Annotated in this window: 15 protein-coding genes; 7 read left to right on the forward strand and 8 right to left on the reverse strand. The window is 46.2% G+C overall.

Features of this window, described 5'->3' with window-relative positions; genetic code table 11:
- Positions 1-67 precede the first annotated feature (67 nt).
- The 3 genes from KV201_RS13410 to yegQ form a co-directional block, all read right to left on the reverse strand.
- Entirely contained in the window at positions 68-1,957 is a 1,890-nt protein-coding gene (locus KV201_RS13410; protein ID WP_226059618.1) for a S8 family peptidase, read from the reverse strand.
- Positions 1,958-2,455: 498 nt separating this feature from the next.
- Entirely contained in the window at positions 2,456-2,707 is a 252-nt protein-coding gene (locus KV201_RS13415; protein ID WP_006082676.1) for a YfhL family 4Fe-4S dicluster ferredoxin, read from the reverse strand.
- A 4-nt stretch (positions 2,708-2,711) separates the two neighbouring features.
- Positions 2,712-4,079: a tRNA 5-hydroxyuridine modification protein YegQ gene (gene yegQ / locus KV201_RS13420; protein ID WP_011847485.1), complete on the reverse strand. Its 1,368-nt coding sequence runs from the start codon at positions 4,077-4,079 to the stop codon at positions 2,712-2,714.
- Between the two features lie 342 nt (positions 4,080-4,421).
- Between yegQ and KV201_RS13425 the strand changes: the two genes are divergently transcribed.
- Together KV201_RS13425 and KV201_RS13430 are read left to right on the forward strand one after the other, a co-directional pair.
- Complete coding sequence (locus KV201_RS13425; protein ID WP_006082674.1) at positions 4,422-5,264, forward strand: HDOD domain-containing protein; 843 nt, start codon at positions 4,422-4,424, stop codon at positions 5,262-5,264.
- Between the two features lie 93 nt (positions 5,265-5,357).
- Entirely contained in the window at positions 5,358-6,851 is a 1,494-nt protein-coding gene (locus tag KV201_RS13430) for a bifunctional diguanylate cyclase/phosphodiesterase (protein WP_226059619.1), read from the forward strand.
- 445 nt (positions 6,852-7,296) lie between these two features.
- On the opposite strand, the gene KV201_RS13435 is transcribed toward KV201_RS13430, so the two are convergent.
- Positions 7,297-7,728, reverse strand: a complete 432-nt coding sequence (locus tag KV201_RS13435; protein ID WP_226059620.1) for a thioesterase family protein — start codon at positions 7,726-7,728, stop codon at positions 7,297-7,299.
- A 386-nt stretch (positions 7,729-8,114) separates the two neighbouring features.
- On the opposite strand from KV201_RS13435, the gene KV201_RS13440 reads away from it, so the two are divergent.
- The gene (locus KV201_RS13440) at positions 8,115-9,095 is read left to right on the forward strand and encodes a chemotaxis protein (RefSeq protein ID WP_006082671.1); all 981 of its coding nucleotides are present in this window, start codon (positions 8,115-8,117) and stop codon (positions 9,093-9,095) included.
- A gap of 165 nt (positions 9,096-9,260) precedes the next feature.
- On the opposite strand, the gene KV201_RS13445 is transcribed toward KV201_RS13440, so the two are convergent.
- On the reverse strand, positions 9,261-10,517 hold the full coding sequence (locus KV201_RS13445; RefSeq protein WP_006082670.1) for an adenylosuccinate synthase: 1,257 nt from the start codon (positions 10,515-10,517) through the stop codon (positions 9,261-9,263).
- Positions 10,518-10,657: 140 nt separating this feature from the next.
- On the opposite strand from KV201_RS13445, the gene KV201_RS13450 reads away from it, so the two are divergent.
- Positions 10,658-11,548 (forward strand): LysR family transcriptional regulator, encoded by an 891-nt coding sequence (locus KV201_RS13450; protein WP_006082669.1) that lies wholly within the window; start codon positions 10,658-10,660, stop codon positions 11,546-11,548.
- 28 nt (positions 11,549-11,576) lie between these two features.
- Here KV201_RS13450 and KV201_RS13455 read toward each other — a convergent pair whose 3' ends face one another.
- Both KV201_RS13455 and KV201_RS13460 read right to left on the reverse strand, forming a co-directional pair.
- A complete protein-coding gene (locus KV201_RS13455) occupies positions 11,577-12,401 on the reverse strand; it encodes an ABC transporter substrate-binding protein (RefSeq protein ID WP_226059621.1) in 825 nt (274 codons plus the stop codon).
- Positions 12,402-13,017: 616 nt separating this feature from the next.
- Positions 13,018-13,452, reverse strand: a complete 435-nt coding sequence (locus KV201_RS13460) for a PACE efflux transporter (RefSeq protein WP_037392912.1) — start codon at positions 13,450-13,452, stop codon at positions 13,018-13,020.
- Between the two features lie 90 nt (positions 13,453-13,542).
- Here KV201_RS13460 and KV201_RS13465 point away from each other — a divergent pair, with 90 nt between their 5' ends.
- Positions 13,543-14,430, forward strand: coding sequence for a LysR family transcriptional regulator (locus KV201_RS13465; RefSeq protein WP_226059622.1), 888 nt, complete (start codon positions 13,543-13,545; stop codon positions 14,428-14,430).
- Positions 14,431-14,539: 109 nt separating this feature from the next.
- Here KV201_RS13465 and KV201_RS13470 read toward each other — a convergent pair whose 3' ends face one another.
- Positions 14,540-15,163, reverse strand: coding sequence for a TetR/AcrR family transcriptional regulator (locus tag KV201_RS13470; protein WP_011847480.1), 624 nt, complete (start codon positions 15,161-15,163; stop codon positions 14,540-14,542).
- Positions 15,164-15,556: 393 nt separating this feature from the next.
- Here KV201_RS13470 and KV201_RS13475 point away from each other — a divergent pair, with 393 nt between their 5' ends.
- Together KV201_RS13475 and KV201_RS13480 are read left to right on the forward strand one after the other, a co-directional pair.
- A complete protein-coding gene (locus tag KV201_RS13475) occupies positions 15,557-16,795 on the forward strand; it encodes an efflux RND transporter periplasmic adaptor subunit (RefSeq protein ID WP_226059623.1) in 1,239 nt (412 codons plus the stop codon).
- A gap of 13 nt (positions 16,796-16,808) precedes the next feature.
- Positions 16,809-19,967, forward strand: a complete 3,159-nt coding sequence (locus KV201_RS13480; protein ID WP_012089844.1) for an efflux RND transporter permease subunit — start codon at positions 16,809-16,811, stop codon at positions 19,965-19,967.
- Positions 19,968-20,240: the final 273 nt, after the last annotated feature.

Here is a 20,240-nt window from a genome sequence, read left to right on the forward strand (position 1 = left end):
AAGCCCACTAAGTTGTTACCTTAGTGGGCTTAAGTGTGAGTCAACATTTACTGAACCGATTCACTCGCTAGTAGCTTGCACTCAGCTGAACGCCCGAGTAATTAGCATAACCACGTAACATCACATGGTAAGTTCCCGCTTGAGTCACGGTAATCGAACAGCTTTCATTGTTACCGTTTTTATAGGGACGACAATCATAGCTGGTGGTCGTTGGGACAGCCCCTGCTTTGACATACAGATCCACGTCTCCTGTCCCGCCACTGGTGGTAATATTGAGTTGGCTATTCGCTGGGACGACGATTTTATACAGGGTTTCAGTTCCCGTTGCTCCACTTAAATTCGTGACGGGTACGCCATTGGTTAAGCAGTTCGTATCGGTACAATTTCCGCCGCCATTGAGGTTGTAGCTGGCTGTCAGTTGGGCGTTGGCATAATTGCTATAGCCTTGAACCATCACGTACCAACGACCCGCCGTAGGTGCAGTGAAATTACAGCTCTCATTGTTGCCATTTTGATATGGGCGGCATTGATAGCTGGTCGTAGTTGGTTTTTGTCCTTGGCTCACATAAATATCCGCATCGCCAGAGCCCCCCGCGAGGTTGATGCCTAAACTTGCTGCATTTGCGGGGACATCGATATAGTAATAAGTCGCTGAACCTGTGGCTCCACTGATCGCAATACCCACATTATTTTGCAGCTGAGTCTCGTCAACGGGGCAATCATTGCCACAGCCACCATCATCATTTGCAAGTGAAAACAGTAACTTATTCGGTGAGCCTGTCTTAGCATCTGTGACTTTGTCCGCAGTGGCGCGCGTCTTGAGTAAGTTAGTCACCTGTGCGGGGGAGAGGTTAGGATTTTCATCTAAGTATAATGCCGCGACGCCAGCCACATGGGGGGATGCCATTGAGGTGCCACTAATGGTATTGGTCGCCGAATTTGAGGTATACCAAGAGGAAGTTATGCTCGAACCGGGCGCATAGATATCAAGGCAAGTCCCGTAGTTAGAAAAACTCGAGCGGGAATCGTTACTGGTGGTTGAACCGACAGTGATGGCATCCGCGGCACGAGCTGGGGAGTAGTTACAGGCATTACTATTATCATTGCCGGCTGCGACGACGAAGGTGATCCCTGCGGCAACAGCGGCATTGACGGCATCATCCGTGGCTTGGGAGGCGCCGCCCCCTAAACTCATGTTCGCGACAGCGGGGCCAGAAGCATTGTTTTTCACCCAGTTTATCCCTGCAATCACGCCAGAGTTACTGCCAGAACCTGAACAGTTGAGCACTCTGACGCCCACCACATTGACGTTTTTCGCGACACCGTAGGTTGAGCCGCCAATCGTCCCCGCCACATGGGTACCATGACCGTTACAGTCAGTCGCATCGTAATCATTATCGATAAAGTCATAGCCACTGCTTGCGCGGCCGCCGAACTCATTGTGTGTATTTAGCACCCCAGTATCGATAACAAAGGCGGTCACACCTGATCCATCGTAATCCGTGTGATAGTTGTTATCCAATGGCAAGTTGCGTTGATCGATTCTGTCTATGCCCCAGGTCGGACTCGGTTGGTCCGCATTAGTTTCCATCATGGGCGTTACTGACATCACTTGATCTTGTTCTACGTACTTCACGTTTGGATCTTTAAGCAGTGCCTTAACTTGTTGGGCACTGGCATTGATGAGTACACCGTTGAGCACATTACCAAAGTTTTTCATCACTCTGACATCATATTGATTGACTAAACTCTCGGCTTGTTTAACCGCGAATTCAGCTATGGTGTTGTTATTACTTAGATTAAGAACACTTGGGGTATTGAATACAACGATGTAAGTATCTTTGATGGCTTTAGATTGTGGGACACTTACCATAGTCGCTTGGTATTCATTAGCGTTAACAGGGAAGTAAGCAAGTCCCGTTGCGACTGCGACTGCTATTAAATGTTTCTTATGCATGTTGAACTCCATTTTCTTTTTATGTCTCCACGGACTTCGAGACATAATCCAATGTAGAAGGTATTTTCAACCTGCCCAGTTTAATGCTTAAGGCTTACCTCATTCACAATATCAAAATGTAACACTTGATTTACAATTTGGGCCTGAGTGAATTTTTACTGGAATGATTTTTTAGTTGTACAAATAAGCGTCAAAATAATAACTCTCAGTCTATTAAAGTAACAATGTTTGTAAAAGTGGTGATTTATCAAGCGACATTATGTCTTGAACTATAAATTGCGAAGAATGGATAAATACCGTCTGTTAGTTTTTTGACAGGCAGAACTAAATCAAAGTCAGTCTAAAGTAGTGTTTTTAGTAAACCAGGAATGAATGCTCGGATTTATGCGCTTAAATAGTTTTGCATACTGTTTATATGCATGTCTGTTGCATTGTTTTAGGCGGGGATGAGGTAGATTTGACCGAGAGGTTAGATAACCACTCGGTCTGGCGAAGTGATTAAGCTTTTTGCGTTAACACGGCAAATTTCACTAACAGTTCGTCGTTGGACTCGACGCGGTTTGGATCTGGGTCGATGCAATCAATTGGGCAGACAGACACGCAAGTCGGTTTGTCGTAATGACCCACACATTCGGTGCAGCGGTCGGGATCGATTTCATAGATCTCTTCGCCCATAGTGATGGCCTGATTAGGACACTCAGGCTCACACATGTCGCAGTTGATGCAGCTATCGTCGATCAGTAATGCCATGACCTTAACCTAGTTCATGTGGGTTGCGCGTATCCTGACCTTGGGGCAGGTTACGCAGCAAAATACCGTGGCTCAAATCGACTTCTTTTGGCACGGGCAGATACACAGTGTGCCCAGAACCTAAGCCCGCTGCAACCGCTTCAGCCTTGCGATTTTCAAGTTGTTCAATCGTCAGACTGATATTGCCCTGCGGCGTCATCAACTCGACACTGTCGCCAACGGAAAATTTGTTCTTCACTTCGATTTCGGCCAATCCCGCAAGGTTACGTTTACCCGTTAGTTCACCCACAAATTGTTGGGTGTCACTGACTGAGTAGCCATAGTCATAATTTTGATATTCATCATGCACATGGCGACGCAAAAAGCCTTCGGTATAACCACGGTGGGCTAGGCCTTCTAATTGATTCATTAGGCTGCGGTCGAAATCTTTACCCGATGAAGCATCTTCAATCGCGCGGCGATACAACTGTGCGGTGCGGGCGACGTAATAGAAAGACTTAGTGCGGCCTTCAATTTTAAGTGAGTCTATGCCCATTTTGGTTAGGCGCTCAACGTGTTGAATCGCACGTAAGTCCTTAGAGTTCATGATATAAGTACCATGCTCATCTTCAAAGGCTGGCATGTATTCGCCGGGACGATTGGCTTCCTGTAGTAGGTAGATTTGATCCGTGGGCGCACCCGCACCTAAAGTTGTCGGAGTTTCGATTTGTACTGCATTAGGCATGGCAATGATGTCGCCGCTGTCGTTTTGCTGCGCTTCATGTACGTCGTATTTCCAGCGACAAGCATTGGTGCAGGTGCCTTGGTTTGGATCGCGTTTATTGATATAACCCGAGAGTAAACAACGACCTGAATACGCCATGCAGAGGGCGCCATGCACAAACACTTCGAGTTCTATATCTGGGCAGCGTTGACGAATTTCTTCGATTTCATCTAAGGATAATTCGCGCGACAGGATCACGCGCTTGATGCCTTGGGTTTGCCAAAACTTGACCGAGGCCCAGTTGATAGCATTCGCCTGTACGGATAAATGCACCACTTGATCGGGAAACGCTTCACGTACCATCATGATTAAACCCGGATCGGACATGATCAGCGCGTCTGGCTTCATCGCCACTACGGGTTCCATGTCCTTGATATAGGTTTTCAGCTTGGCATTGTGGGGTGCTATGTTGCTCACAACATACAGCTTTTTACCCAGCGCATGGGCTTCTTGTATGCCTGTGGCAAGGTTTTCCATTTTGAAGTCATTGTTACGTACCCTTAGGCTATATCTCGGCTGACCGGCATACACGGCATCTGCGCCATAGGCAAAGGCGTAGCGCATGTTTTTCAGGGTTCCAGCTGGAGACAGCAGCTCAGGTTTAAACATAATCACTCTCAAATTAGTTAATAAAATCGATGAATAAATGACGCAGTGCGCGGGGGCGGGATTTTACACAATGAAAGTAGGGTTATGCAAATTGCCCTTACTAACTTTAGTGGTACTTCACATTTTACGAATATAGCGCGTTTAGCTTTGAGCAAGCAGCGAGAAATATTTTAGCTCTGGTGATGATTGATGCAGAAGATTAAAGCCGATAATTAAGCCAAAATTGATAACGCAATCATACAATTTATTAACGTCCGTTGCTTTTTTCTACGTATCTAATGACGGTCAGCTGATATACTCCAACTATCCAATGTTCATGTTTACAGATTGATGGGAGCTAAGATGTCTACCGAACATCTACTGTTAGTCAGTTTATTAAAAAAACTAAAAGATGATGCCTTAGTGCTACCGACGTTGCCGGAAGTGGCGATGCGGGTGCAAGAAGTGGTCGGACGCTCCGATGCTAGCCTTAAACAAGTGGCTGAAGTGATCGGCCAAGATGCGGCGATTTCTGCCCGTATCATTAAGGTGGCCAATAGCGCCTTATACAGTCGAGGCGTACCCGCTGAAAGTATTAACAGTGCGGTCTCACGCATTGGTTTAATCCAAATTAAAAGCATCGCAACTTCGGTGGCTATGGAGCAATTATTCATTTCCACCAATGAAATGGTGTGGGAAGTCATGGATGAAGTGTGGCGTACCTCAATCGATGTGACCGCAGCCGCCTGTGCCATGTTGCAGATGTATAATAAACGCCATTCAACCAGTCGATTAAATTTTGATACCTTAACCTTAGCCGGACTCGTACATAACATCGGCGCTTTACCTGTGTTGACCGAAGCTGAGGCGCAGCCGCATTTATTTACGAGCATTGATCAATTACGTGCGCTTGTTCGTAAAATGCAGGGGCCATTAGGCCGTGCTGTGTTAAAGAGTTGGGATTTTTCTACCGAAGTGATGGAAGTGGTTGAGCGCTGGGCCGATTTACCTTATCTGCCCGATCACGTCACCTATCTCGACTTTATCCGTGCAGCGGCCTTCTATACCGGTGAATTACGTGCAGGCACTGAGTTAGAACAACGTCTTGGTGTGTTTGTCGCCCGCGGTTTACCCGTGACAACCGATGATTTAGCCAGTGATGAATTTATGGAAAAATTCCATTCAATTAGAGAAAGTTACCAATAATCGTTAGGCCTAAATGGAACACAAATGGCACGTGAACACTGAATTGCAGTGCCATTTGATAATAAGCTTACGCGGTAAAGCAGGGGCCAAGGTATGTTCGAAATTGGGTTAGTTGTTGCTTCGCTCATTTTATTGATATTTTCATTGTATATACTGCAGGCAAAATATAGATCGCTACGGTCGCAGCAAAAATTCTTAGCACAGCTTTGTCTCCAGCTAGAACAACAAAAGATTGAACGCCAAGCATTAGACCTTAGCATCGTTCCCCAAGAGTTTGCGCCTCTCTACCATACCTTAAATGAATTATTGAAGGCCTTACCCGCAAGCGTGGGTAAGGATAAACTGACTGGACTGGTAAACCGGGTCGGCCTGAAACGTGCGCTGACCTCCATGATGCCGCTGACTCAAGGGACATTAGTGCTGATTGATATTTATCGATTTCGCTATGTGAATGATCTCTTTGGGTTTGTGTTTGGCGATATCCTGCTAAAGCAATTTGCGGAACGGTTAAACACCTTAAGTTTATCCCCAAGATTAATCGCACGGCTCAATGGTGATGAATTTTGCCTATATTACGAGCAAGCGTTGACGGAGGAGCAATTAGTCCATTTGAGAGGCCGTTTGCAGGTGCCTTTTAGCATTAAGAACACGCCAGTCAGCGTTAAACTTCAAATCGGCTGTGTACATTTACAAGAACACCATGCCGATACTAGCCAGATGTTACGTCGCGTCGATTTGGCACTGAAGAAAGCCCGCCACTCTCGTAGCGCGATTGCTTACTATGCTGAGAATGATGATATTCAACAGTTAAGAGAACTGAGAATTATCGATAGCTTGCCTAAAGGTTTGCAACGCAATCAAGTGTATATGGTGTATCAAGCGAAACAGGATATTGCGACGGGAAGGTGTTTTCAGGTTGAAGCCTTGATACGCTGGGAACACGACGAGCTTGGGGTTATTTCTCCAGGTGAGTTTATCCCTTTAGCCGAATATGCCGGCATGATTGATTTAGTGAGCCAATGGGCACTCGATCAGGTTTTAGCGCAGCAGGAAAAATGGCGCGCCGCAGGGATACAATTGTGCGTCGCAGTCAACCTCTCTACACGGGATCTCGACAGTGAAACCTTGCCCCAAGAAATTGCGGCGAGATTGGCGCATTACAAACTTCCGCCAGAATCTTTAATGATTGAAATTACGGAAAGTACCTTAATGGCGGATTTAACTAAGGCGGTCGAAACCTTAGATAAAATTCGTGCGTTAGGGGTGAGGCTTGCAATTGATGATTTTGGTACCGGTCATTCTTCACTGGCTTACTTGAAGCATCTACCCGTCAATGAAGTCAAAATCGATAAAGCCTTTTTAAAGGATCTTGAGCAGGATAAACCGTCGGAATATATCCTCGAAGCCAGTATTAATATTGCTAAAAAACTCGGTTATGAGGTGACTGTCGAAGGGATTGAAACCCCTGAAATTAGAGAGATACTCGTCGCTATGGGCGTCGATACCCTACAAGGCATGTATTATGCTAAGCCTATGAGAGCAGCAGAACTCGAAATGAACTGGGCCCGGCTGCACAATGCCATGTAAACCCAATGCTCATTAACCCACGGTCACTAAGGCTGCTCAACAGAGCCTTAGTGTATTGCTAACTCACCTTTTCAAGTTGCCGTTGTTTGAAGTGGTTTTGCAGAGGCTTTTGTTGCAGTCACTTTTGTAACAGCTACTATTTGTAATCGCCGCTTACGCTTATGTCGAAAGTCAACTCAGGAAATCGCGCGTGCAAGTGTATGTAACCTGAGCTCGGGATAAGCAGAGCCGCTGAATAGGCATCTTTTCGGACCTCTCTGCGTTGCACTGTCTAACCATAGCTCGCTATGGCGTACGACAGAGCGCCTTGATATGCGCAAAAATCTGCGCATTCAGTCATAAAATAGATTTTTTGTTTCAAACTAATCATTTATAGCATTGATTTATTTTGTTAAATTTAGATTTTTCGACACTCGTTATCCCGAGTTAAGGTTATGTAAGAATATTAGTTTTGTTCATTTGAGACAAAACCCTGACTTAAGACGGCAATTAAATCTGCCGGCATAGGCGCTAGTTGGCGGGCTTGATTCATACACACCATTTCAATTGTGGCAGTGACCGCAGGCTTTTTACCCTGTGGGCGCCAAATCTCCTGCTGCCACACAGTGCGGTACTTACTCTCAAAGTAAAACTTAGTGCGCACATCGATAATATCGGCAAATTCCACCCCTTCATGGCACAGCATATCACTACGATACACAGCAAAACCCAGTTGGTTTTGTTGCCACAACGCACTTAAACGCTCGGCACCAATCACATGCTCGCGGGCACGCTCGAAGTATTTCAAAAAGTTAGGGTGATACACCACGCCAGAAAAATCAGTATCTTCATAGTAGATTTGCACTGGGAAGGAGAAGGTCGGGCTAAATTGCAGCATGGATTACGGCTATTTTAGATAGTTTTATTGCGCAATAGTTTAGCGGCTTATCTCTTTAAACAAAACCTCTAAAAAACCTTTAAAACAGAGATACAAAAGCGCGGTTGTGTAGCGCAAAGGCTATTTGAGGTTGGCAGCAGGCATGATGAGTTTGATCATGATTGAAATGTGACTGCTGAAAAAGCAATGAGATTCGATTATGGGACGTTTTCCTATTTTATCGATAAAAGTAAGTCTCTGATCAATCCATGATCAAGAAATATCACGCTAATCAGGCAGTAAAATCACACTATCGTGTCTAAGTGCGTGCCTAAATCATTAATCCCTTCCTATACTGATAGCTGGAATACCTTTCTTAAGTTGATTTGCTAGGTTGAGAGCTTTATATGAGCGAAATAAAAAAATCAGAAATATTGACCGAAAGTGGCACAAATGAACTCGAAATTATTGAGTTTCATCTGCATAAGATACTCCCTAATGGAGGCCATAAAGTGTGTCATTACGGGATCAATGTCGCCAAAGTGAGGGAAGTGATTAGGGTGCCAGAAACCTCAGATTATCCCAATGCTCAGCCGCATATGGTGGGGGTGTTCTCGTTGCGAGAAAAGCTGATCCCTTTAGTCGATCTTGCAGGTTGGCTCGGGATCTCTACACCGGAGGATTTAACCCACAAAGTCGTTATCGTCACTGATTTTAATAAGATGATTAATGGTTTCTTAATAGATAGCGTTCGTAGCATTCATCGGGTGTCGTGGGAGCAAGTTGAATCACCGAGTCAATTTTTAGAAGCGGGTGAAAATGATTGTGTCGTTGCTGTGGTTCGCCGTGATGGCATGCTGATTATGATATTGGATTTTGAGAAGATTATTGCCGATATCAATCCTGAACTGAGTATGGATAAGTACGATGTCACGCTCGATAGGAGTGTGCTGATAAATGACAAAATGCTGGCAAAACGTGAAGCGAAAACGATTTTAATCGTCGATGACTCAGCCTTCATTCGCAAAATGATTGAAAATACGCTCCGCAGCGCAGGTTACAACATTATTACCGCCAAAGATGGTGGTGATGCTCTTGAAATGCTAATGGAATTTGAGAGTCTGGCTGAGCAAGATAATGCCTCTATTTCTGATTTTGTCAGTGCTGTTATCACGGACGTTGAAATGCCTCGCATGGATGGGATGCATCTGGTTAAACGATTAAGAGAATCCAAGGCATACCAACAAATGCCGATTGTGATGTTTTCTTCCCTAATGAGTGAGGATAACCGCACAAAGGCGATGGCATTGGGGGCAAATGACACTATTACTAAACCCGAAATTGGCCGTATGGTCGGTATGATAGATAAATACGTATTCGAAGAGTAATGCCATTTTATTACGCTGCGATATTTGAGTATCAAATACTTAGTACTAGATATGTCAATCGTAGCTACCAAGGTCTTGAGTGATTCTTCAATGACAAACGATATAAAAGTAAAAAGCCATATTCACCGAAGCGAATATGGCTTTTTTGTAGGGTAAACTTCGCGACTAGCGGATGATCATTTGATCGCGCTCAGGTCCAACAGAAACCATGCTAACGCGCACACCCATTAGGGCTTCAATACGTTCAACATAGTGTTGTGCTGCCACTGGCAGGCTCTCGAAGGTGCGACAACCGGTAATATCTTCGCTCCAGCTTGGCATTTGCTCATACACTGGGCTCAACGCGGCAGTTTGTGGCCAAATTGGGTTCTCAGTGTGCTCACCTTCATAGGCTACGCAGATTTTCAGATCTTTCATGCCTGACAGGCAATCAATCTTAGTCAGGGCAATTTCAGTTGCCGCTTGCAGCTCCACACCATTACGGGTGGCAACAGCATCGAAGTAACCCATGTCACGTGGACGGCCTGTGGTTGCACCAAATTCATTGGCGTTTTCACGGAAAGCGTCTTGCTCTTCCATAGCTGTCACTAAAGTGCCAGTACCCACAGATGAGCTAAAGGCTTTCGCCACAGCAATCACGCGCTCTGGGCGCAGGGCAGGTAAACCACTACCGATACCTGCGTAAGCCGCAGTCACGTTTGATGAGGTGGTATAAGGATATTCGCCGTAGACTAAGTCGCGTCCAGCACCTAATTGCGCTTCAAACAGTAAGCTTGCATCTTGTTTTTGTAATGCTTTTAATGGCTCAGTCACATTACAAATAAATGGACGCCATGGCGCAGTTACTTCTAACAACCATGCGGTCATTTCAGCGGCGGTTTGATTAAAATCGCAGCTTGGATAAAGTGCCTTTAATTGTGGCATTTTCCAGTCGAGCATAAATTGAATACGTTCTTGCAGCACTTCAGGTTGGTTTAACCAACCGACTAAAATGCCTTTTTTCATCACGCGATCACCATAGGCAGGTGCAATCCCTTGACGGGTTGAACCATAGGCTAAATCGCCAAGACGTTGTTCTTCTAAGGTATCTTCTAATGCATGCAAAGGTAAGCACAGGGTCGCACGGTCAGAAATGCATAACTTGACGTCAACACCGGTCGCTTGTACTTCAGCAATTTCAATGCTGAGTTTTTCTGGGCTGATCACCATGCCAGGACCTAATACTGCGATGCAGTTAGGGTTGAAAATGCCACTCGGTAATTGGTGTAATTTAAAGGTGCCATAGTCGTTGACTACGGTATGTCCGGCGTTGTTACCGCCTTGAAAGCGAATACTGGCAGCGGCATCCGCGGCTAAATAATCTACGATGCGGCCTTTGCCTTCATCACCCCAATTTGCACCCACAACCACGATCGACGGCATAACAACATCTCCTCATTGATTAAGACGCTATGCTAGACCCGTCATTTGAATAAGAGAAATTAATTATGGTTATCATCTCAATAAGAATTTCATATATCATTGGCTATAATTAACGCTAACACACAGCAAAAGGAGGTTTTATGCTCGATATCCATTGGTTAAAGACCTTTGTGACTTTGGCTGAACATAAGCATTTTGGCAAAGCGGCCACGGCACTGCACATGACACAGCCTAATGTTAGCTTGCATATTAAGCAGTTAGAGCAAAGCACTCGAGTCAAGCTGATTGACCGCAATCCTTTTCGATTAACGCAAGCGGGATTTCGCCTGTTAGAGAGCAGTCAGAAGACGTTAATGGAGCTGCAAATTTGTCAGGCGGACCTCAATGCGATTAATGACCTTAGCCAAGGCACCTTAACCATTGCCGCCAGCGACATTATCTCGCGGTTATTGTTGATCCAGCCGTTTCAGCTCTTTAAGGCGGAGTTTCCGGGGATCGATTTCTCGCTACTCAACACCACATCATCCCAAGCTTCTGAACTGGTGAAAAATGCTGAGGCCGATTTAGGGTTTGTGATCGCGCAAAAGGAGAGTCAGCCGCTGCATTTTACTGAGTTACAGCAGATTAAATGGTGTGCAATAGGGGACAATTTACAGCAATGGCAGCAGGCAAACCTCTCTGTGGATACGCCATTAGCCGAGCAACCGACGTTGATTTTACTGGGCCATGATACGCGAACCCGTGAATTGCTCGATCCCGCACTGCCGTCGCTGAATTTGCCGAATTACAGGATTATGGAGGTGGGCAGTGTGGACGCGCAAATCGATTGGGCCGAGGCGGGGTTTGGGGTAGCGATCGTGCCGGAGTTTTCGGTTTATACTAAGGCTAATTTGACTACTAAAGTCACCCCTTTGCCGCAATTCCCCACAACCAGTTTGGGTTATATTGTGCGCCAGAATCAGATCCTGTCTAAGGCCATCAAGCAGCTATTATATTGGGTGAATCAAGAGATCATTCGCTCGCAGCGGTAATCTATCATTCGCTTGCAGCGATAGGGGATTAGTCAGCGACTAAGAGTAATTTTTCGTATTGGCCTGTGGCTTTTAGCAGTGATAAGCCCGCGTCGAGTTGGGTCGCTAAGGTCTGCGCCTGTGGGTTTTCCTTCGAGAATGCCAAAAAAATATCGCTGCTGTGGTTAGCAAATACTGGAATGACATCATCATCCACGCCCATTTTTTTTAGGTTCTCCTTGGCGACTAAGTCAAACATCAATGCGGCATCTATGCGGCCAATCAACAATAAATTGATTAGCTGCTGCTGATTAGCGACGGTGACGATATTGAGCTGTTGCTGTTTGACTAACTTGGGAAAATCATCGCCATACTCATAGCTTTTAATCACCCCAATAACCGTGCCTTTAGGTAGCGCCCATTTATTATCAGCCAAAATAGGCTTCTGTTTCTTTTGATAAAAAGATGCGGTGGCGATAAATAATGGGGTTTTACCGAAGATGAAGCGCTGTTCAGTGCTGTTCTCGCGGGTGACGTTAAATACCCCGTCTACGGCGCCTTTTTCTGCCATCATCAAGGCGCGAGAATAGGGCACGACTAAGCTATTTACTTCAATATGCGATTGCTTAAAGGCGGCTTGGATTAAACGATGGGAAATGCCTTGGCCAAATTGATTGGCAAAGGGCGGCCAACTGTCTTCTGCGGCTAATGTTATCGCCTGAGGCTGCGATTCTGCGGGCACGGCATTGCTTTCTTGGGCGAATGCCATGTTGTAAGCCATGGATGCGAGTAATAAAACGATGCTAAGTATCAATGCTGATGGCAAATTTAATGCCTGCTGCATCCTGAGCTTCACTCTGTTCCCTACACGCATTTTGCTTCCATCTCCCTGCTTAATATATGGCTTTTATAGCATAAAGAATTATATCTAGACTAATGATTTGAATATTAATTATTGATAGCGAGTACTTTTGTGATGTTCATATGATCTTCCTACAGCCTCAGTTCACTGTGTGCGGGTCTATTACTTTCGTTTACTGTGTTTACCATGTTTAAGTGGGATTTTGCGCTGGGCAACGAATGAACAGGCTTAGCATTTTTGCTAATACCAATCGTATTAAATATCTGTTCATTCAGCGGGAGTTCAACGCGCTTTAGACAAGGCGAAGGCTTGAAGGCATAGTGGTGCTCTGTCGAAAGCCTTAAACGCAGTATAAAGCGCTTTGCCATGCCGTTAACATCAGCCGCCCTTCGGGAGCCTCACAGGCATCCCACTCCGGTGTTGCATTGATTTAAAAGGGAATGACCATTTCTGCGTCAATGCGCCTTGGATTGAGATGCCTGTGAGGCTCTGAACTGACTAGATATATAATGTGATTGGTATAAGTAGAAGAAATTGAAATGGATAGGTTTCAAAACGGCCATCAAACGAACCACTAAAGTGCTTTGTGAGGTTCGTTTGATGGTGTGTTGTGTTGATGTTCGCTGGGCTATTTGACCTTGGTGGCTTGCATCGTAAACCAAGTCTTATAGGGCTGATACTTGTCATAGCACCAATGGAATAGGGTGCTGTAGAAGAAGAAAAAGATCAAAAAAACCGCTTCTAAGCCCATGGCTGCCAACCAGCCTATCTGTAAAAACCAAGCGATGGTCGGTATGCTAATGAAAATAAGTCCCCCTTCAAATCCAAAGGTATGCAGTATTCGGGTTTTTAAAGTGCGTCGCTCTCGATTTGCCCCAAATACCCTGTCGAATCCTAGGTTGTAGAAGTAGTTCCACACCACGGTATAAAGACTCAAAGCGATACCGACTATGACAAGCTCACTGGTTCCCTTGCCTGATATGAGGGCAGAAACCGGGATGATAATCGCGAGTGCAATCGCTTCAAAGAGTAAGGCGTTAAAGATACGTTCTGTCGTTTTCATGGCTATTTCCCATTCATTCAATGTGACTATGGCCATAATTTTATCTAGTATAGGGATAAGTAATAGTTAGATAGTATCGGTAAAAGCGATATGTTTAGTCTCGAACAGCTCGAAGCCTTTATAGAAACCGTAGAATCTGGTTCATTTTCGAATGCCGCAAGGCAATTGAAGAAAGCACAATCCGTGATTAGCCAGCATGTGATGAATCTTGAAATTGATTGTGGGGTTGAGTTATTTGACCGTTCGGGTCGTTACCCTGTATTAACGGCCGAAGGCAGTAAATTATTGCCCTACGCAAGAGCGACGATTCTTCAACATAGAAGGCTCAAACATACCGCCTTATCGCTCTTTGGTAGTCAATCTTCAGAAGTTTGCCTTGCGATGGATGAAGGCATTCCGATACAGAGAATATCGGAAATTATTCAGTTGTTAGAAAGTGATTTCCCTAACATCGAACTCGAGTTTCTCAGTGCCTCAAGCATAGATATTATCGACATGGTACATTCGGGAAGAGCATCTACAGGACTGATTTTTAGCGAATTATCTATGCCAAGTAGTATCGATTTTGAGAGTATTGGTGTGATTGAATTCGATCTGTATGTGGCGAGTTCGCATCCCTTAGCGAAATCAATTGCACCGAACATGGACTCATTGCGACTGTATCGACAATTATGCATCCGCTCACGTAATACTAAAACCAGTAGTTTTCAGCAGGCGTTCAGTCCTGATGTTTGGTATGCCGATAACTATTATGTGTTATTGGAGCTCGCATTACAGGGCCATGGTTGGTGTCTGTTACCAGAGCATATGGCATCCAGCTCAGTTTCATCGGGTAACTTAACTCGGGTCCCCATAGAGTTTGAGCAGATAGGCTGGTATGCAAACGTCGATGTGATCCAGCATCAAGATAAAAGCAGCCTGCCATTATTGAAACGACTCAGGCAACTGTTTAGAGAACTCTTGGTTGTGCAGAAGTAAATGCTTGGACAGAAATAAAGCAAAGCATAAATAAAAACCCAGTTAAGTGAGAGCTCAACTGGGGTTTATTGTTTGTGCGTATCAGGATTTGTGCATTAGAATTTATGGATCAGGACTCATCATTGCGCGGAAAGTTAGCGAGCACTAGCTCGGCGACTTTGCGTAATTCATTCGGGCAAATCCCACTGGTCGCTTGTACGGCCATGCCTTGCAATACTGTGCCGACATAACGGGCAAGCAGTAACGGCTCGGCATCTGCGGGCAAATCTCCTTCATCTTTGGCGCGTTGCAATCTTTCGCACAGAGCGATTTCACCGTCGCGGCGACGATTAATCAAAGTGTCTTTAATCGCTTGCCCTGCTTCACTGCAGGTTAATGCCCCTTGAACAATCAAACATCCCTGCGGATGGCTTTTATCCACCAAAGAGCTCGCGGCCCCGAGCAGCATTGACTCAACCACTAGATAGGCGGTTTTCTGCTCCAGCGCGGGATAGAAAAACGCACAGGGGCGTTGTTCATATAATTCTATCGCTTTGAGAAATAACTGTTCTTTATTGCCGAAGGCGGCATAAAGGCTTGGCTTATTAATGCCCATAGCTTGGGTTAAATCGGTTAACGATGTACCTTCAAAACCTTTGCGCCAGAAGACTTCTAAGGCTTTGGCTAATGCATCGTCAGTGTCGAAGGCACGTGGGCGACCTACACAGGGCGTCTGGGTGACGGTTGACATCATTAGGCTCCTCAATTCTCAATTGCCCCTAGGATAGACATGGGTTTAGTCCGTGTCCAGCCACACTTGCTGACTGATGACCGACTAAGGGGATTTGTCTACTTAGTCATCCAAGGTGTCACCTAAGTTCAGCATTCAATCCGTGTCAGTCAGCGTTCGCCTCAATATTCATAAAAATGCTTTGAAGATCAAACTTGTGGCTTTCCGCCTAAGGGCGCATTGCAAAGTAAAGGTCAGTGCGCGCTTTTAATTTAATACCAATCGGTACATAAATTTGTTGACAGAGTCATTTTACGCTATATATTACCGTCCAGTACAGAATATTTTTTACCAGTCGGTATTTAAATGTGTGTGGTTCGAACAGCGTGACATGCCCGCCACTTTGAGGATAGTAATATGAAGAGCAATAAACCCTTACGAATAATGATGTTAACGGCTGTGGCCGCTTTCGTTCTGTCAGCTTGTGGTGAGCAAACAGCGCAGCAGGGACCAGCACCAAGTGCGCCTATGGTGGATGTCGCCCTAGTATTGCATGAGCGAGTGACCGAATGGGACGAGTTTACCGGCCGTTTACAGGCGCCAGAAAGTGTCACCCTTATCCCGCGTGTATCTGGATATATCGACTCAGTGAATTTTAAAGAAGGCGCCTTAGTGAAAAAAGGCGACGTATTATTCCGCATCGATCCAAGTGTTTTTGAAGTGGAAGTGGCCCGGTTAAAAGCAGATCTAGCTAGCGCACTCTCTGCAGAGCAACTGGCCACAAATGACTTCGAACGAGCCCATAAATTGTTTGACCAAAAAGCGGTGTCTGCCGAGTTACTCGATACCCGTGAGTCAAACAAACGTCAAACCGCGGCTGCAGTGGCTTCGGTGAAAGCGGCCCTGATGCGCGCCGAGCTTGATTTAGCTTATACCCAAGTGCAAGCGCCGATTGATGGTCGCGTGTCCTACGCGAATGTCACCGCGGGCAATTATGTCACCGCAGGGCAGAGTGTGCTGACCAGTCTAGTCTCTACCGCCAGCATGTATGCGTATTTTGATGTGGATGAGCAAACCTATCTTAAATACGTGAAATTAACGGCCGAGAAGAAACGTAATGATCCCCGCGCTGGCGACAACCCTGTGTACATGGCCTTAGCCAATGAGCGTGATTATCAACATATCGGCATGGTCGACTTTGTGGATAATGCGATGGATAAACAGACCGGTACCATTCGCGTGAGAGCCTCTTTTGACAATGAAGACAATAGCTTATTGCCTGGCTTGTTTGCTCGTCTTCGCACCGCAGGTAGTGGCGCTTATGAAGGTATCTTGATTGACGATAAAGCCGTTGGCACAGATCTGAATAATAAGTTTGTGTTAGTGGTGGGCGCCGATGGTTTAGTTGAATATCGCGGCGTGACCTTAGGCGAGAAAGTCCAAGGACTGCGCATCGTGACCCAAGGTTTGATGGCCGAAGATAAGATCGTCGTCAACGGTATGCAGCGCGTGCGTCCTAAGATGCAAATTGATCCGCATATGGTTGAAATGGTCGACAGCGACAAGCTCGAAGCATTACGCCAAGCCCAGTTAATCCTAGATAAAAACCAAGATACTTTGACGGCGCAAGCGGTCGAAACGGCTAGCCGCGGTTAAGGAATAGAACACCATGTTATCGCAGTTTTTTATTAAAAGACCGATATTTGCAGCCGTACTCTCACTGCTGTTTTTTATCACAGGGGCGATTGCCGTTTGGCAACTGCCGATCACTGAATACCCTGAAGTTGTGCCGCCCACCGTCGTGGTGACCGCTAACTACCCTGGCGCTAACCCTAAAGTGATTGCCGAAACCGTGGCTTCACCGCTGGAGCAGGAAATCAACGGCGTCGAAGATATGTTGTACATGTCATCGCAAGCGACGTCCGATGGACGCATGACCTTGACCATCACCTTTGCCATTGGCACTGATGTGGACAGGGCGCAAACCCAAGTGCAGAGCCGAGTCGATCGCGCTATGCCGCGTCTGCCGCAGGAAGTGCAACGCTTAGGCATAGTCACCGAAAAGTCATCGCCAGACTTGACCATGGTGGTGCATTTGCTGTCACCGGATAACCGTTATGACATGTTGTATTTGTCTAACTATGCGGCGCTGAACGTTAAAGATGAGCTCGCACGGATTAAAGGTGTGGGCGCGGTACGCCTGTTTGGCGCAGGGGAATACAGCCTGCGTATTTGGCTCGACCCGAATAAAGTCTCGGCGCTGGGTTTATCACCTGCGGACATTATTGCTGCCGTGCGCGAGCAAAACCAACAGGCGGCAGCGGGCAGTTTAGGTGCTCAGCCAAGTGGTAGTGCTGACTTTCAACTCTTAATTAACGTGAAAGGCCGTTTAACTGAACTGTCTGAATTTGAAGATATCATCATCAAAGTCGGTCAAAACGGTGAAGTGAATCGTTTGAAGGATGTGGCTCGTATCGAGCTAGGTGCGACGAGTTATGCGCTGCGCTCACTGCTGGATAACAAAGATGCAGTGGCGATTCCAGTGTTCCAAGCATCGGGTTCAAATGCGATTCAGATTTCCGATGATGTGCGCGCCAAAATGGCTGAATTGTCTAAAGGATTCCCCGAAGGATTAACGTACGAAATCGTTTACGACCCAACCGTGTTCGTGCGCGGCTCGATTGAGGCGGTGATGAAAACCTTGCTTGAAGCCGTGTTGCTGGTGGTGTTAGTGGTAGTGCTGTTCTTGCAAACCTGGCGCGCCTCGATTATTCCGCTGGTGGCTGTGCCTGTATCGTTAGTTGGTACCTTTGCCTTTATGCATTTGCTCGGCTTCTCGCTTAACGCACTGTCGCTGTTTGGACTCGTGCTCGCCATCGGGATTGTGGTGGATGATGCAATTGTGGTGGTCGAAAACGTCGAGCGTAATATTGCCGCTGGTTTAAGCCCTGTTGCGGCAACGCAAAAGGCGATGAAAGAAGTGACTGGCCCGATTGTGGCAACCACCTTAGTGTTGGCGGCGGTATTTATTCCCACGGCGTTTATGAGTGGCTTAACCGGGCAGTTTTATAAACAGTTTGCCTTGACTATCACTATTTCGACCTTTATTTCGGCGATTAACTCACTCACTTTGAGTCCGGCATTGTCCGCATTATTGCTCAAGAGCCATGATGCGCCGAAGGATGGTTTAACCCGTCTAATGGACAAGTTGCTCGGTGGTTGGTTGTTCACGCCTTTTAACCGCTTATTTAGCCGAGCATCCGATGGCTATGGTTGGTTAGTGCGTAAAGTGATCCGTTTTGGCGGCATTATCGGCCTAGTGTACTTAGGCATGGTAGCGCTAACGGGCGTGCAATTTGCTCATACACCAACGGGTTATGTACCGGGTCAAGATAAACAGTATTTAGTGGCGTTTGCTCAGTTGCCCGATGCGGCATCCCTTGAACGTACCGATACCGTTATCAAAAAGATGTCTGAGATTGCCCTTAATCACCCAGGTGTGGCGCACTCGATTGCCTTCCCAGGCCTTAGCATCAACGGTTTTACTAATAGTCCTAACTCAGGCGTGGTGTTTGTCGCGCTTGATGATTTTGAATTGCGTAAGAGTCCAGAGCTGTCGGCGAATGCCATTGCTGGACAATTGAATAAAGAGTTTGCTGGTATTCAAGACGCATTTATTGCCATCTTCCCGCCGCCACCTGTGCAAGGCCTCGGTACTATAGGAGGGTTCCGTCTGCAAATACAAGACAGAGCCAACCTTGGTTATGAGGCCTTGTATCAGGTGACCCAACAAGTGATGTACAAGGCGTGGGCCGATCCTCAATTAGCCGGAATTTTCTCTAGCTATCAGGTGAACGTGCCACAACTTGAACTGGATATTGATCGAACTAAAGCGAAACAGCAGGCCGTGTCGCTCGATCAAATCTTCCAGACATTACAAACCTATATGGGCTCGACCTATGTCAACGATTTCAATCGTTTCGGTCGAACCTATCAGGTGAATATGCAAGCCGATGAGGCGTTCCGTCAAAGCCCGCAGCAGATAAGTCAGCTGAAGGTGCCAAATCTGAATGGTGATATGATCCCGCTAGGGTCGTTTATCAACGTCAGCCAAAGCTCAGGCCCAGACAGAGTGATGCACTATAACGGCTTTACGACCGCTGAAATCAACGGTGGCCCAGCAGCAGGTGTGAGTACTGGCCAAGCGCAAGCAGCGATTGAGAAAATCCTCGCCGAAACGCTGCCAAATGGTATGACCTACGAATGGACTGAGTTAACTTATCAGCAAATCTTAGCAGGCAATACGGGCTTGTTAGTCTTCCCGCTGGTGATCTTGCTGGTGTTCATGGTGCTCGCAGCCCAGTACGAGAGCTTAAGCTTGCCATTGGCGATTATTTTAATCATTCCAATGACCTTGCTCTCAGCCCTCAGTGGAGTGTTAATTTACGGTGGAGACAACAATATCTTCACCCAAATTGGCCTGATAGTGCTGGTGGGACTCGCGACCAAGAACGCTATCTTGATTGTCGAGTTCGCAAAAGAGAAACAAGATCACGGTATGGCACCTATGGATGCGATATTAGAGGCAGCAAGATTACGTTTACGTCCTATCTTGATGACATCTATCGCCTTTATTATGGGAGTAGTGCCTATGGTGTTCTCCACTGGCGCTGGCGCCGAGATGCGTCAAGCCATGGGCGTAGCAGTATTCGCCGGCATGATTGGGGTGACTGTGTTTGGTCTTATCCTAACGCCATTGTTCTACTACGCACTGGCAAAACGAGGCAGTAAAAAAGTCGAAGAGCATAAAGAACTAACCGTCAGTTAAGCTTGTTTCTCTCGATGGATAAATGCGTAAAAAAGGCCTACATCAAGTAGGCTTTTTTTGTTTGTTCGCGGCGAAAAATATGAAACCTGACTATCTTTAGTTGGGATAATTTGAGATTAGATTGCTGGTAAAGTTACAGTCAAAGATGGATAGAGTCAGAAGTATATGGGCTTGCTTTAATTGCCGATGAACAACACAAAGTCATTTGCCAGATCAGTGTGTTAGTTATATTGCTTATTGTTCATGGCAGGCCTATGTTGGCTAGATTCAACT

The sequence above is a fragment of the Shewanella sp. SR1 genome (genome assembly GCF_020447145.1).
Classification (GTDB): domain Bacteria; phylum Pseudomonadota; class Gammaproteobacteria; order Enterobacterales; family Shewanellaceae; genus Shewanella; species Shewanella baltica.

Excerpts from the sequence above, each read along its gene's own strand:
- yegQ (WP_011847485.1), bottom strand. The coding sequence starts at position 4,079 with ATGTTTAAACCTGAGCTGCTGTCTCCAGCTGGAACCCTGAAAAACATG.
- KV201_RS13425 (WP_006082674.1), top strand. The coding sequence starts at position 4,422 with ATGTCTACCGAACATCTACTGTTAGTCAGTTTATTAAAAAAACTAAAA.
- KV201_RS13455 (WP_226059621.1), bottom strand. The coding sequence starts at position 12,401 with ATGCGTGTAGGGAACAGAGTGAAGCTCAGGATGCAGCAGGCATTAAAT.
- KV201_RS13440 (WP_006082671.1), top strand. The coding sequence starts at position 8,115 with ATGAGCGAAATAAAAAAATCAGAAATATTGACCGAAAGTGGCACAAAT.
- KV201_RS13465 (WP_226059622.1), top strand. The coding sequence starts at position 13,543 with ATGTTTAGTCTCGAACAGCTCGAAGCCTTTATAGAAACCGTAGAATCT.
- KV201_RS13430 (WP_226059619.1), top strand. The coding sequence starts at position 5,358 with ATGTTCGAAATTGGGTTAGTTGTTGCTTCGCTCATTTTATTGATATTT.
- KV201_RS13475 (WP_226059623.1), top strand. The coding sequence starts at position 15,557 with ATGAAGAGCAATAAACCCTTACGAATAATGATGTTAACGGCTGTGGCC.
- KV201_RS13480 (WP_012089844.1), top strand. The coding sequence starts at position 16,809 with ATGTTATCGCAGTTTTTTATTAAAAGACCGATATTTGCAGCCGTACTC.
- KV201_RS13460 (WP_037392912.1), bottom strand. The coding sequence starts at position 13,452 with ATGAAAACGACAGAACGTATCTTTAACGCCTTACTCTTTGAAGCGATT.
- KV201_RS13415 (WP_006082676.1), bottom strand. The coding sequence starts at position 2,707 with ATGGCATTACTGATCGACGATAGCTGCATCAACTGCGACATGTGTGAG.
- KV201_RS13410 (WP_226059618.1), bottom strand. The coding sequence starts at position 1,957 with ATGCATAAGAAACATTTAATAGCAGTCGCAGTCGCAACGGGACTTGCT.
- KV201_RS13450 (WP_006082669.1), top strand. The coding sequence starts at position 10,658 with ATGCTCGATATCCATTGGTTAAAGACCTTTGTGACTTTGGCTGAACAT.
- KV201_RS13445 (WP_006082670.1), bottom strand. The coding sequence starts at position 10,517 with ATGCCGTCGATCGTGGTTGTGGGTGCAAATTGGGGTGATGAAGGCAAA.
- KV201_RS13470 (WP_011847480.1), bottom strand. The coding sequence starts at position 15,163 with ATGATGTCAACCGTCACCCAGACGCCCTGTGTAGGTCGCCCACGTGCC.
- KV201_RS13435 (WP_226059620.1), bottom strand. The coding sequence starts at position 7,728 with ATGCTGCAATTTAGCCCGACCTTCTCCTTCCCAGTGCAAATCTACTAT.